Here is a 14,173-nt window from a genome sequence, read left to right on the forward strand (position 1 = left end):
CCCTACGGCAGAAGGCCTAAGCTGCGCTGGCGCTGCCTGCGGCGGGGGCGAAATTCAAAGTGAAATAGAACGTGCTGCCCTTCTGCGGGGCGCTCTCCGCCCAGACGTGGCCGCCGTGCGCCTCCACGATGCCTTTCACCAGGGCCAATCCCAGCCCGGTCCCCCCGATTTTGCGCGTGACCGAGCCGGGTGCGCGGCAAAACTTGGAGAAGATCCTGGGGAGCAGCTCGGGGGCGATGCCGAGGCCCTGGTCGGAGACCCAGACCAGCGCCTGGGACGCCTGTTCGCGGGCGCCAATCCGGACTTCGCCGCCCTCCGGGGAGTACTTCAGCGCGTTGGAAACGAGATTGTTGAGCACCTGGCGCAAGGCATCCGCATCGGCGTCCACCAGCGGGAGTGAAGGCGGCACGTCGACCGTGATGCGGTGCGCTTTCTCTCCCGAAAACAGCTCTGCGGTCTCGCCTGCCAAATCCTGCAAGGACACCGCCTCCGGCTGAAATACCTGCTGCCCGGATTCGATGCGCTGGAGGTCGAGGACATCGTTGATGAGATTGCCCAGCCGGTTGCTCTCCCGATAAATGACCTCTAGAAAATGACGACGCTTCTCCGGTGGGTATTCGCGCTGCAGCATCAACTCCGCGAACCCGCGCAGCGATGACAGCGGCGTGCGTAACTCGTGGCTTACGGTTGCCACAAAGTCGTTCTTCATGCGCTCGATCTCCTTGCGCTCGCTGATGTCGCTGACCGTGTGAACGATGCGCACGATGTTCCCCTCGCCATCGCGGACCGGGTCGGTCCGAACGGCGATGAAGCGGTCGAGATGCGGCTCAAAGAACTCGCACAGCTCGGACTGGCTCGAAGCCAAGGTTTTCGCCAGAGGACAGATCTCCGGCGGGTGGTCCAGACCGTGCACGAGCTGGTAGCACTTCGTGTTCTCGATGTCCGCTCCGGGGAACAGGTCGCGAAAAGCGCGGTTGCAGCGCACGATGTTGTAAGAAGGATCGTGCAGCGTGATGGCGTCAGACATGCAGTCGAAGGTGCTCTGCCACTCGTCGCGCGAGCGCCGCAGCTCGGCGTTGACCTGCGCCAGCTCCGCGGTGCGCTCCGCAACGCGTTTCTCCAGCTCGTCGTGCGTGCGGCGCAGCTCGTCCTCCGCTTTCTTCAATTCGGTGATGTCGCGGTTGACACTCAGGATGGCGGGCTGGCCTTTGTACTCGATGATCCGGGAGCTGGCCAGCATGTGGATGGGTGTGCCGTCGCGGCGCAAGTGCACCGTCTCGAAATTCTGCCAACTGCCGACGGCCAGCAATTCGGCGATCTGCCGCTCGCCGCGCTCGACGTCGCGGGTGAGCTTCTTGAGACTCATGCCCACGAGCTGGTCGTGCGCGAGGCCGTACATCTCGCAGGCGTAGGGGTTGGCCTCGAGGATCACTTCGTGCTCGGTCTCGAAGATGAGGATGGCTTCGTTGGCGAGTTCGAAGAGCTCGCGGTACTTGCGCTCGCGCTCGGCCATGTCTCGGAGCAGCAGCTCGCGTTCCCGTTCAGCGGCGGCGCGATCCAGCTGGAGCTGCCGCTCGTGCAGCGCGCGGCCGACGACCAATCTCAGCCGCATCAGCTTGTCCTTGAGGACGTAGTCCCAGACGCCCTGTTTCACGCACTCGACTGCGGTCTCATCGCCCAGCGTTCCCGTCACCAGGATGAAAGGCAGATTCTTGCCCATCTCCTGCATCACCTTGAGCGCATCCACGCCTGTCCAGCCTGGCAGGCGGTAGTCGGCGAGAACGAGGTCAAAGTCGCGCGACTGGATCTGGGCCAGGAAACCGGCCCGGTCGGCGACGATCTCGTACTCCGCCGCGTAGCCTGCCTTTTCCAGTTCAAGGATGCACAGCTCGGCGTCGAGCCGTACGTCTTCCAGGCAGAGCACGCGCAGCGGGCGCGTGCACTCGGAGATGGCGGCGGCGTCGGTCACGTCGTACTCGTGGCCACTCGGACCGACGGGACCTGGTTCACGATCAGCCAGTACAGGCCAAGCTGCTTGACCGTGTCGCGGAAGCTGGTGAAGTCCACCGGCTTTTGGATATAGCTGTTGGTCCCGAGCTGGTAGCTCTTCCACAGGTCGCTCTCCTCACGCGACGAGGTCATCACCACCACGGGGATCAAGCGGGTCTCCTCATGTTGCTTAAGCTGCCGCAGGACTTCCAAGCCGTCCACCTTGGGGAGCTTCAGATCGAGCAGCACCAGGCGCGGCAAGGGGCATCCGGCCCGCTGCTGGTAAGCGCCGCGGCAGAACATGAAGTCCAGGGCTTCCGCGCCGTCGCGCACCACGTGGATGTTGTTGCACAGCTTCTCCCCGCGTAACGCCAGCAAGGTCAGCTCGACGTCGGCATCATTGTCTTCGACCAATAGGATCTCGTTTTCGTTAAGCAGCATGGATCGCCTCCGATTCCGGGACGCCGGAAACCGCTTCCGGCTGACCCAGCGTGAAATAGAAAGTGGCGCCTGCATCCGGCGTAGCCTCGGCGCGGATGTCGCCGCCGTGGTTGCGCAGGATGCGCCGCACCGTCGCCAGGCCCACTCCCGTGCCCTCGAACTCCTCGGAGCGGTGCAGGCGCTGGAAGACACCGAACAATTTGTCCGCGTAATTGGGGTCGAAGCCCACGCCATTGTCACGCACGAACAGTTCTGAACCGCACATGCCCACCTCGATGACGGCCGGCGAGCGGTCCCGGCTGAACTTCGCCGCGTTGGACAGCAGATTGAAGAAGACCTGGCGGATGAGGCGGGCGTCACAGGCGACGACGGGCAGTGGCGCGATCTGCCACTCGATGGTGCGTGCGCCGGCGTCGGCCTGCAACTCGTCCGCAACCTCGCGCACTATGTCACCGAGAGCCACGTGCTCTACGTAGAGGGCGCAGCGGCCGATGCGGGAGAGGTTCAGCAGGTCGTCCACCAGGCGTCCCATGTGTTGGGTGGCGTGCCGCACGCGCTCGAGGTAATGCATTGCTGTGGCGTCCAGACCCTCGCTGTACTGCTCCAGCAGCACCTTGGAGAAGCCATCGATGTGGCGGAGGGGGGCACGCAGGTCGTGCGACACCGAGTAGGTGAACGATTCCAGCTCCGCATTCGATGCGGCCAATTCCGCGGTGCGCTCGGCCACCCGCCGCTCCAGGGTCTCGTTCAACTGGCGTAACTCGATCACTGCCTGGTCGCGTTCTTCGCGGGTACGCAGCGCCAGGATGCCGTGGCTCAGGGTGGTGGCCAGTTCGAGCATCAGCGAGCGTTCTTCGCGGTCAAAGGCGTTGGGCTCGGGAGCGTAGATGTTGAGCGCCCCAAAGCTCTGTTCCCCATTCCTCAGGGGTACGGCCATCACCGACGCATATCCCTGATGCACGGCCGCTTCCCGCCAGGGGGCGAACCGCGGATCGGCGACGATGTCGGGAATGAAGCACGGCCGGCCGGTGCGGATGGCGGTGCCGGTCGGCCCTCGCCCGCGCTCGTTATCCGCCCAGGTGATACGCGCGTTGCGCACGTAGTCGGCGCCCACGCCGGAGATCGCGACCGGGCGGACCATCCTGTCCTTGTCGTCCTCGGCGTAGCCCACCCAGGCCAAGGGGAGGCCACCGACCTGCACGATGGTGTCGCACACCTGCTGCAGCAGCGTGCTTTCGTCCATCGCCCGCGCCACTGCCTCGGTGCAGCGGCTCAGCGCCATCAGCGCGCGGTTCAGACGCTGCAACTCGATCTCGGCCCGCTTGCGCTCGGTGATGTCCACGTTGATCTCCAGGTACCCGGCGGGAGTTCCCTGGGGGTCTCGCTGCAGCGCCCAACGGCTGGCAACGGTGATCTGTTGCCCGTTTCGCTTGGTATGGCGCAGTTCACCCTCCCACACCATCCCCCGGAGAACCGTGGCTTCGATCTGGGGCAACGTCTCGGGCAACTGTGCCTGGAGGAGCGCGCTCGTAGTGATGCCGAGCGCTTCTTCACCCTTCCACCCATAGAGATCCGCCGCTCCGCGGCTCCAGAAGGTGATCTTGCCCTCCCGATCCCGCACCACGATGGCCGCGGGGACGAGGTGCAGCATCTCGGCCTGCTTGCGCAATTGTTCTTCGGCCCGCTTGCGCTCGGTGATGTCGCGGGCGGCGGCGAACACGCCCATCAGTATCCCTTGCGGGTCGAAGTAGGTGCTGGCGTTGTAGGCGACCGGGGTTTCTCGTCCGTCCCGGTGGCGGGCGCTCAACTCGTAGTCGGTGACGCGGCCCTGCCGCAGCACCAGGTGCACTCCCTCTTCGGCTCGTGCGGGATCGGTGAAGTAGCGTTTGAAAGGCGTGCCAATCAGTTCCGGGCGCGCGCTCCCGGTCAGCGCCTCCATCTGCTGGTTGACGTCGGTGATGTTTCCCCCGGGATCAACGGTCGCTAAAGCGTCGACACTGGATTCGATCAGGGAACGGACATAGAGCTGCTTGTCGCGCAACTGGTCGTTGGCGGCGAGCAATTCTTCGGTCCGCCTCTGCACCCGCGATTCGAGTTCGCGGTTCAACGCTTCGACGTCGCGCTTGCGGTCCTCCCGCTCGGCATCCAGCCGGTCCAGGGCCTGGGCGCACTGGTGGAGCACTACGAGCGACAGGAACATCAGCGGACCGACCACGAACACCTGGTCTACGTTGGCGCTGTAGAACCCGGCGTTGCTGCCGGCCACGCTGAGCCAGCCGATCACCCACGGACCCAGGATCACGAATGGCGCCAGCCGGCGCAGCATGACCCCGCCGGCGCGTTCCCCGGCGACGACCGCCATCCAGCCGGTATCCGGCCGGGCACACATCGCGCCGACGAAGAGTACGGTGAAGGCCACTGCGGTCGGCAAAGCGATGCTCGTGTTCCAGAAGGGCGCGTACAGGGTATGGGCGCCGAAGGTGTAGCCCAGCAGCGCCAGGATGCCGATCCCGGCCCCGATCAAAGCCAGCCACGCTGCCACCCGGTCTGCCGCTTGCAGCCGCCAGGCGCGCAGTTCGACGATCGCCGCGAACAGCACGAACTCGATGATTGCGATCACCGACATGCGCCCGGGGAAGGGGGTCTGCGCGGCCTGCAAATCGTCGCGGAACAGCCACTGGTCGATGCCGAAGTCGCGGCCCAGGAAGTATTCCAGCAGCGTGGCCAGGGCGATGAGCCCCACGGCGGTCGCCAGCGCCCGCGTCGTCCACTGCCGTCTGTGCGTGCTTGTCCCGGCGCCGCTCAACCACTGCGCCGTGCCGGCCAGCACCAGCGCCAGAGCGGTGTTTGGTTTCGCCGTGACCCAACCGGCAAGAATCGCCCGCAGCAAGTCAGAGTGGACCAGCCATCCCAGCAGGACGAGGCCGCCAATGAGCGCAGCCGCGACGCCGCAGAAACGGGCGAACAGGCGCATGTAGCGCACCACCTCCGCGCTCGTGCGCGGCTGGTCAATCGCGGAACCGCTCATAGATCACCTCAAGTTGCGCGTGGTGTTGGGAGAACAGCTCCAGCACTTCGGGGTCGAAGTGCTGGGGCAGGGTGCGGCCGTCGCCCTTCAGGAGGATGTCCACGGTCTGCGCGTGCGCCAGCCCCGGCTTGTAAGGACGGCGGGTGCGCAGGGCGTCGTACTGGTCCACCAGCATGACGATGCGCGCGCTCTGAGGGATGCGCTCGCCCCGCAGACGGCGCGGGTAGCCAGTGCCGTCCCAGCGCTCGTGGTGGCACAGGGCGATGCCGCGGGCCAGCTCCAGCAGGGGCGAGGCCGAGCCTTGCAGCAGGCTGGCCCCGATCATCGGATGCCGGCGCACCACCTCCCACTCCTCGGGGGTGAGCGGCCCGGCCTTCTGCAGGATGGCGTCGGGCACGGCGATCTTGCCCACATCGTGCATGGGGGTGGCGTCGAAGAGCAGTTGTGCCGCCGCCGCCTTCCACCCCCGCTGCTGGGCCAGGAACTTGGCGAAGTGGCTGAGGCGGACGATGTGCGCGCCCGTCTCGTCGTCCTTGTAGCGCATGGCCTTGACCAGCCGCAGGACAGTGTCGTGGTAGGCCTTTTCCAGCTCGCGCGCCTTCTGCCGTTCAGCATAGAAGGCGGTGCGAAAGTCGCGCGCGTAGGCCTGGAGCTGGCGGTTGGCGGCGCGCAACTGCGCGCTCTTGTCGCGCTCCGACAGGAAGAGTCTCTTCAAGTCGCGAGCGTAGAGGTTCAGTTGCGCCTGCTCCACCTCAAGCCGTCTTGCGATATCGCTTTCCGGCGCCTTCATCGCGCTCCCCTTGGCAGAACTCGGACAGGCGCAGCACTTCCTGCACCCGGTCCAGCAGCTCCAGCGGGCTGAACGGCTTGACCAGGAAGGCCTGCACGCCGGCCGCCAGCCCCTGCTTGCGGTCTTGCTCCTGGCCCATGGCGGTGAGCATCACGATGGCGATGGCGGCGGTGCGGGGATCGGCGCGCAGCTCTTTCGCCACTTCGATCCCGCTTTTGCCCGGCATCATCCAGTCGAGCACGATCAGGTCCGGCTGCTCCCGCCGCGCAATCTCCAGTGCGGTATTGCCGTCGGTCGCCTCCAGCAGCGTGACCTCCGGGCTCTCCAGCGTGGTGCGGATCAGCAGACGCAAACTCTCTTCATCGTCGGCTATGAGAATGGTGTTCATCGTTCGCCTCTCGTTTCCAGAAGCATGCGGGGGCACTTTCGGAAGAGCATTTTGCGTGCCACGCATGGACGCAGCCGGCGCAGCCAAAAGACACATCCAGGCCTGCAAGTCACTGAGCCGATTGCACGACAAAAACGGCGCCAAGCTGCAAAGAACGCAGGTGTGCGCCGATATGGGAAGACGAGGCGAGGAGTTGCCGCTTCGGGAATCTGCCTATCTTTGTCATCCCGAGCGAAGCGAGCCTTCGCAAGCGCAGTCGAGGGACCTGATTTTTCTTGGGTGGAAGCCCCGGCCTTTAGGCCGGGGTTAACCGCGCCCTCCCCCCTGTCATCCCGAGGGCCTTCAGGCCCGAGGGACCTCGGACCCTGCCGCACCTTCTCGCGCTGTGTACCGGATTCTCCCCGGCCGTCGCTTCCCGTGTGGTGTTTCTGAACGTTCTCGGCGATCTCGGCGATCCCGGCGTTCTCGGCGATCTCGGCGATCTCGGCGATCCCGTGACGCCCGTCACTGCGCTCCACACCCAAGGACGCAACAATCAGCCATGCCCTCCAAGCCGCGAAAGCTCCGCTTTCCCCGATGGTTCGGCAACAAGGCAAAGGGTGAGCTGGCCGAATCCATCTTTGTCACCAAGGCATTGGCGCTGGGCCTGGAGGTCAGCAAGCCCATGGGCGAGAACCATGCCTTCGATTTCCACGTGCAGAGCCGGCGTCTGGGGAGCTTCCGCGTGCAGGTGAAGTCGGCTTGGATGGCCGTGTCCCGAGGTCCCTACATCGTCAACTTGAAGCACCGTTGGCAGAACCGCCGCAGCGCCTACGACGTCGTGGCCATCTACCTCGCCCGCCTCGACTTTTGGTACGTCATCCCCGCTTCCGCCATTCGCCATCAATACCTGCGCCTGTACCCGCACACCACCAACCGCAGAGCCAAGTACGAGATCTATCGCGAGGGCTGGCGCACCCTCACCGGCGACGTCCACGATGATACTCGGCGCATCGGTCTAAGTATTAATGCAGAAGCGGATTCGGACGTCGGAACCAGCCTGCCCTGAGGTGTAAGCCGAAGGAGCCTGCCCTGAGGTCTAAGCCGAAGGAGCCTGCCCTGAGGTGTAAGCCGAAGGGACACCCGCCAGGTGGGGCTGGAGATCCATGCGGGAAGAAGCAGCTAGGAGCTCTCCCGCCTAGCCCGCGTGAGCGGGCGTTTGAACGTAGCCCCGGGCGAGGTAGGCCCGGCCTTCAGGCCGGGATTCGCGGACCTTGGTCCGCGAACCCGGGGTGAGCGTCCCAAGAGGTTTCCTGAGCCCCTTCAGGGGCGGCACCTCTTCCGCGAGGGCGCTAGCCCGAGCGATGTTCTGAACCCGGAACATAGGGCGAAAACCCGGAACCTACCCTACCTTTCCGTTATAAACTCCGCTTTTGGAGCACCTCGACCTCAAGCCGACGCACGCGGCGGTGAAGAACTACTACGCCGCGCTGGGGCAATTCGACCAGCTCCAAATCGACCACGAAGGGGCGGTCCGTTCGGCCTTTCAGTTCCTGCTCTCGAACTGCGCGCGCAAGTTTAAGTGGACGCTCGTCCCGGAGTACTCCATCCCGCGCAAGGGACAGTCGCCCATCCGCGTGGACGGCGCGGTGCTCGATACCTTCAAGCTGCGCATGGGCGCCTGGGAGGCCAAGGACAGCCACGACGACCTCGAAAAGGAGGTCAAGCACAAGCTGGGGCTCGGCTATCCCCGCGACAACATCATTTTTCAGGCCCCAGAACGCGCCATCCTCTACCAGAGCGGCATTCGCCAGGGGCTGAACGAGGACATCTCCGACGCCAAGAACCTGGTCGAGCTGCTCAAGACGTTCTTCGAGTGGGAGCGGCCGCATCACGAGGAATGGGAAGCTGCTGTCAAGGACTTCAAGGCGCAACTGCCGACCATTGCCGAAGCCGCCAAGGAACTGATCGACAACGAACGCCGTGTCAACAAGAAGTTCGTAGACAAGTTCGATGCTTTCTACGCCCTGTGCCGGCAGGCCATCAATCCCAATCTGTCGGAGGACGCGGTCGAGGGGATGCTGATCCAGCACCTGCTCACCGAGCGCATCTTCCGCAAGGTCTTCGACAATCCGGATTTCAGTCGGCGGAACGTTATCGCGCAGGAAATCGAGAAGGTCATTGACAGCCTCACATCGAAGGCCTTCAACAAAGATGCCTTTCTCGCGGGACTCGACCATTTTTACCGGGCGATCGAGCTGAACGCGGAGAGCGCCGAGGGCTACTCGGAGAAGCAGCAGTTCCTGAACAGCGTGTACGAGCGGTTCTTCCAGGGCTACTCGCCGAAAGAGGCGGACACGCTCGGCATCGTGTACACGCCGCAGTCCATCGTGGAGTTCATGGTGCGCAGCGTGGAGGAGATCCTGAAAAAGGAGTTCGGGAGATCACTGAGCGACAAAGGCGTGCACATCCTCGACCCGTTCGTGGGCACGGGGAACTTCATCGTGCGGGTGATGAAGGAGATCAAGACATCGGCGCTGCCCTACAAGTACGAGCACGAGCTGCACTGCAATGAAGTCATGCTGATGCCGTACTACATCGCCAGCATGAACATCGAACACGAGTACCTGGATAGGACGGGGGAGTACAGACCCTTTACCGGAATCTGCCTTGTGGATACGTTTGAATTAGCGGAATCGGAGCAACGAGCGCTGGCATTTATGAACGAGGAGAATGCTGAGCGCGTGCGCAAACAGAAGCAGGCGCCGATTTTCGTGATCATCGGTAACCCGCCGTATAACGCTTGGCAGGTCGATCAGAACGACAACAACAAGAACCGCAAGTATCCGGCAGTCGACGAGCGGGTTAGCGAGACGTATTCCCAAACATCAACGGCAACGAACAGAAGTGCTCTCGCGGACCCGTACGTGAAGGCGATTCGCTGGGCGTCCGACCGCATTGGAACAGGAGGCATAGTTGCGCTGGTGACCAACAGCGGTTTTGTCGAGGGGCTTGCGGCTGATGGCATGCGCCAAGCGCTTGCCGAGGATTTCAGCTCGATCTACGTGTTGGATCTCGGCGGAAATGTTCGGAAGAATCCGCGGCTGTCAGGGACGACCCACAACGTGTTCGGAATTCAGGTCGGCGTCAGCATCAACCTGTTTCTGCGAAACCCCCTCCGACAGCCGGGGACAACAGGGGTGTTCTACAGCGCGGTTCAGGCCGACTGGAGAAAGGAGCAGAAGTATCAATACCTGGAAGCCGCGTGCTCCTACTCAAACGTCCCATGGACGAAAACGAATGATAAGCGGAACTGGCTCAAGCAGATGCCCGAGGCGGTTGCGGCGTCAGTCCCCATTACACACAAAGGTGGCGGTGCGGGAAGTTCGGAAGAGGTTTTTCTCGTAAGCAGTAATGGAAACGACTCAGGCCGGGACGCCTGGGTCTACAACTTCAACTCGAAGGAGGTAGAGAGAACAGCAAACCTTTTCGCTGAGGCTTACAACGGAGAAGTCGATCGATGGCTCCGGTCTGATCGAACCGTGGCAGTAGACGCATTCGTCGCTTCGGATCAGACCAAGATCAAATGGACGCGAAATGCAAAGCGCGACCTTCGACGGGGCAAGCACATCGCCTTTAATGAAGCGAACATAGGTACTGCCTTGTACAGGCCATTCACGCGGATGTTCTTGTACACGGGGAGGACATACAACAAGGAAGTCGCTCTCATCCCCTCCATCTTCCCATCCAATTCTGCTGAAAACCTCGCGATCTGTTTCACTGGCCCGGCATCGGAGCGGCCGTTTATGTGCATGGTGACTGGCAGCATCCCAGATCTGCACCTCGTGAGCCCCGGCTGCGGAACGGTTACATGTCCCTTCTATCTTTATGAAAACGGGAATAGCACGAAACGCCGGGAGAACATCACTGACTGGGCGCTGGGGCAGTTCCGCAGCCACTACGGCGACAAGAAAATCACCAAGTGGGACATTTTCCACTACGTCTATTCGGTGTTGCATCACCCGACATACCGCGAGAGGTATGCGGCGAACCTGAAGCGGGAGCTACCGAGGATACCGTTCGTAAAAGCAGGTCCGTCGGGGCTGAAGCCCACTCGGGATGATACATCGGCATTTTGGGAGTTTGTGAAGGCGGGGCGGAGGCTGGCGGAGATCCACGTCGAGTACGAGAAGCAGCCGGAGTATCCGTTGGAGCGGGTCGAGAACCCGGAGGAGAAGCTAAACTGGCGTGTGCAGAAGATGCGCCCGAGCAAAGAAAAGACGGTCCTCATCTATAACGACTGGCTGACGCTGAAGGGCATCCCGCCGGAGTGCTACGAGTACCGCCTGGGCAACCGCTCGGCGCTGGAGTGGGTGGTGGACCAGTATCAGGTCTCGACCGACAAGCGCAGCGGCATCCGCAACGATCCCAACCGCGAGGACGACCCCGAGTACATCGTGCGCCTGATCGGGCAGGTCATCACCGTCAGCCTCGAAACCGTCCGCATCGTCAAATCCCTCCCCGAGTTCGTCATCGACGAAGCCAAAGCAGCGGGGGCGTAACAGGCGCTTGTTCGGTATGGACGATCTCCTCAAATTCTTGCGCTCTGTCCTTCGACATTGGGTGTCCCTTGTAACCGGCAGTGTCTTGGTCGCAGGGCTTGGAGTATGGGAACACGTCGGGCAAAAGGCGCTTTCAGCGAAGTATTACGTCTCCGTCTGTGTGATTGCAGTTGTGGCTGCCTGCTACCAAGCATGGTTAGACGAGTACAGGCGCGACAACGGGCTCGAAGCCACAGTGGCCGCCCTAAGACACGAAAAAGAGCGTAGTCAGCCTACCCAAACGGAAATTGCCGAGATCAGAACAGCGCTGGAAGGCTTAAAGGCAAACGCGCACCACTGGGCAAGTCGCCTAGTCTCCGGGGGAGTCCTTGCTCGCGGCACCAAACCGGACCTCCTACCCCCTAGATGGACAAGCGCCTTGACCATAGCCGCCCATTTCTCTACGGAATTGCACGGGAAGATGCTAACAATCGAAGACAAAGCGCATCATTGCGAACGTGACATTGAGGACCTATGTTCCGTTCCCGAGTCTATGCGGGTATCGCGGCAGCATCAGTTCATAGCCGTAGCCCAAGAGTTGTCTGCTCTCGGAGTTCAAGCTGCCGAAGCCGCCGGCGACCTGCAGCAGCAGCGCCAGCCTAAGTAGCTTCTCCATGTGTCCGTGGGTTTTGTGCGTTGATCCGCAGTGAATGAATTTGTGCCGTCCCTGGCCGGACTCGGCCCCACCCTGGGGCGAAAAGACTCAGGCATGTCCGGTAAGTGACTGAATCTGCGTGCGCGCCGATGGCAGCACACGTGCCCTACTCAAACCAGATGTGGGACGGCTGAGCTGTGCCTTGCCGGTTCGGCTATTTGCGCGACTCCCCAGCATTTGAAACAATGGCTTGGTACTCGGGGGTTCATGCCAGTATTCGGTAGTTACTCCCTTCTCCTCGCCCTGGCGCTCAGCGTGTATTCGTTGCTGGCGGGGGCGCTCGTTCTGCTGCGCCCGCGCATGCCCAATGCGGACCGCCTGGGCGACACCGCCCGGCGCGCCGGCATGGGCGTTTTCATCGCCCTCACCTGCGCCATGCTGGCGCTGGTGGCGGCTTGCTTCCAGAACGATTTTTCCGTTGCCTACATCTTCCACCACAGTAATAAGGACCTGGCGCCGGCCTACAAATTCAGCGTGCTTTGGTCTGGGCAGGAAGGCTCGCTGCTGTTTTGGGCGTGGCTGCTCTCCACCTACGGCTTCGTGATGCGCCTGCGCCACAAGGTGGACACACGCCTGGTGGCGCATGCGTCGGTGATCGTGGCCGCGGTGCAGGTCTTCTTCACCCTGCTGATCACGTTCGCCGCCAACCCGTTCGCCATGATGATCGGCGACATCCCGCCCGACGGCAACGGCCTGAACCCTCTGCTACAGTATCCCGAGATGGTGATCCATCCCCCGATGCTCTACCTGGGGTACGTGGGCTTCACCATCCCCTTCGCCTTCGCGCTGGGGGCCCTGATCATGAAGTATCCCGGCGAGAAGTGGATCCACATCACGCGCCGCTGGACCATGGTCACGTGGTTGTTCCTGAGCTGCGGCGTTTCACTCGGGATGCATTGGGCTTACTCGGTGCTGGGCTGGGGCGGCTACTGGGGATGGGACCCGGTGGAGAACGCTTCCATCCTGCCCTGGTTCGCCGGCACCGCCTTCCTGCACTCGGTGATGATGCAGGAGAAGCGCGGCATGCTGAAGATGTGGAACATGTGGCTCATCTTCGCCACCTTCATGCTGGCCATCTTCGGCACGTTCCTCACCCGCTCCGGCGTGGTCAGTTCGGTGCACGCGTTCGCGCAGTCCTCGATCGGTCCGTGGTTTTCCGGTTTCCTGGCCCTGACCTTCGCCGTGTGCATGTTCTTCTTCGTGCGCAACCGGGGACACCTCAAGAGCGAGAACAAGCTGGAGTCGCTGGTCTCGCGTGAGTCGAGCTTCCTCTTCAACAACCTGGCGCTGCTTGCCGCCTGTTTTGCCGTTCTCTGGGGAACTCTCTTCCCGGTGCTGAGCGAATGGGTGCAGGGGACCAAGATCACGGTCGGGCCGCCATTCTTTAACCGGGTGATGATCCCGATCACGCTCTTCCTGTTGTTGCTGACCGCGGTCGGCCCGCTGCTCGCCTGGCGCAGCACCTCATGGGAGAGCGTGAAGCGCAACTTCACCGTCCCGGCCATCATCGCCGTCGCCGCTGCGGTCGCGCTTATCCCCCTCGGTTGGAAGCCCTGGCAGGACATCTCGCAGTTCTACTCCATGATGACCATCGCGCTCTCGGTGCTGGTCATGGCGACGGTGGCTTCCGAGTTCCTGCGCGGCGCGCGCGTCATCGGCGAGAAGACGAAACAGAACCTCTTCGCCTCGATGGTGCAGCTCACGCGCCGCAACACCCGCCGCTACGGCGGATACATCGTCCACGTCGGCGTGGTCATCATGATGATCGGCTTCGCCGGCGCCGCTTTCAACACCGACGCCGAGAAGGAACTCGCGACCGGCGACAGCATGCAGATCGGCGCCTACACCCTGGTCCTCGATTCCTACACCCAGGACGACAACCCGAATTACGGCAGCGAGTCCGCCATCATCAACGTGATAAAGGACGGAAAGAAGATCGACACCCTCTATCCCGAGCGCCGTTTCTTCAAGGCCAGCCAGCAGACCGCGACCATCGTCGCCAACCGCTCCACGCTCAAAGAAGACCTTTATCTGGTCTATACCGGCAAGAGCGAGAAGGACCGGCCCATCATCAAGGCGCACCTGAACCCCCTGGTGATGTGGATCTGGGTGGGCGTGTGGGGGGTGATCTTCGGGACGGCGATCGCGCTGGTGCCGGTGCAAGCCGCGGTCACGCTAAAGCAACCGGCTCGCTCCCACGCCTCGGCCGTGGAGGTGGGTGACTGATGACACAGGCAAAACAATCCAGAGGTGTCATCCTGAGCGAGCGCGCTCGGGGTTGGCGCGCGAGTCGAAGGACCTC

The 14,173-nt window shown here is 62.7% G+C and carries 8 protein-coding genes; 3 read left to right on the forward strand and 5 right to left on the reverse strand.

From position 1 onward, the window contains the following. Window positions 1-16: 16 nt before the first annotated feature. The 5 genes from LAN37_15830 to LAN37_15850 are packed head-to-tail and all read right to left on the reverse strand — an operon-like array spanning window position 17 to window position 6,636. Window positions 17-1,969 (reverse strand): PAS domain S-box protein, encoded by a 1,953-nt coding sequence (locus LAN37_15830; GenBank protein ID MBZ5648679.1) that lies wholly within the window; start codon window positions 1,967-1,969, stop codon window positions 17-19. Beyond that, window positions 1,966-2,430, reverse strand: coding sequence for a response regulator (locus LAN37_15835; GenBank protein MBZ5648680.1), 465 nt, complete (start codon window positions 2,428-2,430; stop codon window positions 1,966-1,968). The genes LAN37_15830 and LAN37_15835 overlap by 4 nt, the downstream gene beginning before the upstream one ends. Next, window positions 2,420-5,458 (reverse strand): PAS domain S-box protein, encoded by a 3,039-nt coding sequence (locus LAN37_15840; GenBank protein ID MBZ5648681.1) that lies wholly within the window; start codon window positions 5,456-5,458, stop codon window positions 2,420-2,422. The genes LAN37_15835 and LAN37_15840 overlap by 11 nt, the downstream gene beginning before the upstream one ends. Then, window positions 5,439-6,248 carry an HD domain-containing protein gene (locus LAN37_15845; protein ID MBZ5648682.1) on the reverse strand — a complete coding sequence of 270 codons (810 nt, stop codon included), beginning with the start codon at window positions 6,246-6,248 and terminating at the stop codon, window positions 5,439-5,441. The genes LAN37_15840 and LAN37_15845 overlap by 20 nt, the downstream gene beginning before the upstream one ends. Continuing rightward, entirely contained in the window at window positions 6,211-6,636 is a 426-nt protein-coding gene (locus LAN37_15850; GenBank protein MBZ5648683.1) for a response regulator, read from the reverse strand. Before LAN37_15850 ends, LAN37_15845 begins: the two co-directional genes overlap by 38 nt. Before the next feature lie 541 nt (window positions 6,637-7,177). Here LAN37_15850 and LAN37_15855 point away from each other — a divergent pair. The 3 genes from LAN37_15855 (at window position 7,178) to LAN37_15865 (ending at window position 14,097) form a co-directional block, all read left to right on the forward strand. Continuing rightward, window positions 7,178-7,684: a hypothetical protein gene (locus tag LAN37_15855; protein ID MBZ5648684.1), complete on the forward strand. Its 507-nt coding sequence runs from the start codon at window positions 7,178-7,180 to the stop codon at window positions 7,682-7,684. Window positions 7,685-8,048: 364 nt separating this feature from the next. Further along, on the forward strand, window positions 8,049-11,177 hold the full coding sequence (locus LAN37_15860; GenBank protein MBZ5648685.1) for an N-6 DNA methylase: 3,129 nt from the start codon (window positions 8,049-8,051) through the stop codon (window positions 11,175-11,177). Between the two features lie 901 nt (window positions 11,178-12,078). Continuing rightward, window positions 12,079-14,097, forward strand: a complete 2,019-nt coding sequence (locus LAN37_15865) for a heme lyase CcmF/NrfE family subunit (GenBank protein ID MBZ5648686.1) — start codon at window positions 12,079-12,081, stop codon at window positions 14,095-14,097. Window positions 14,098-14,173 lie beyond the last annotated feature (76 nt).

Source organism: Terriglobia bacterium (assembly GCA_020073495.1).
Classification (GTDB): Bacteria; Acidobacteriota; Terriglobia; order Terriglobales; family Acidobacteriaceae; genus JAIQFD01.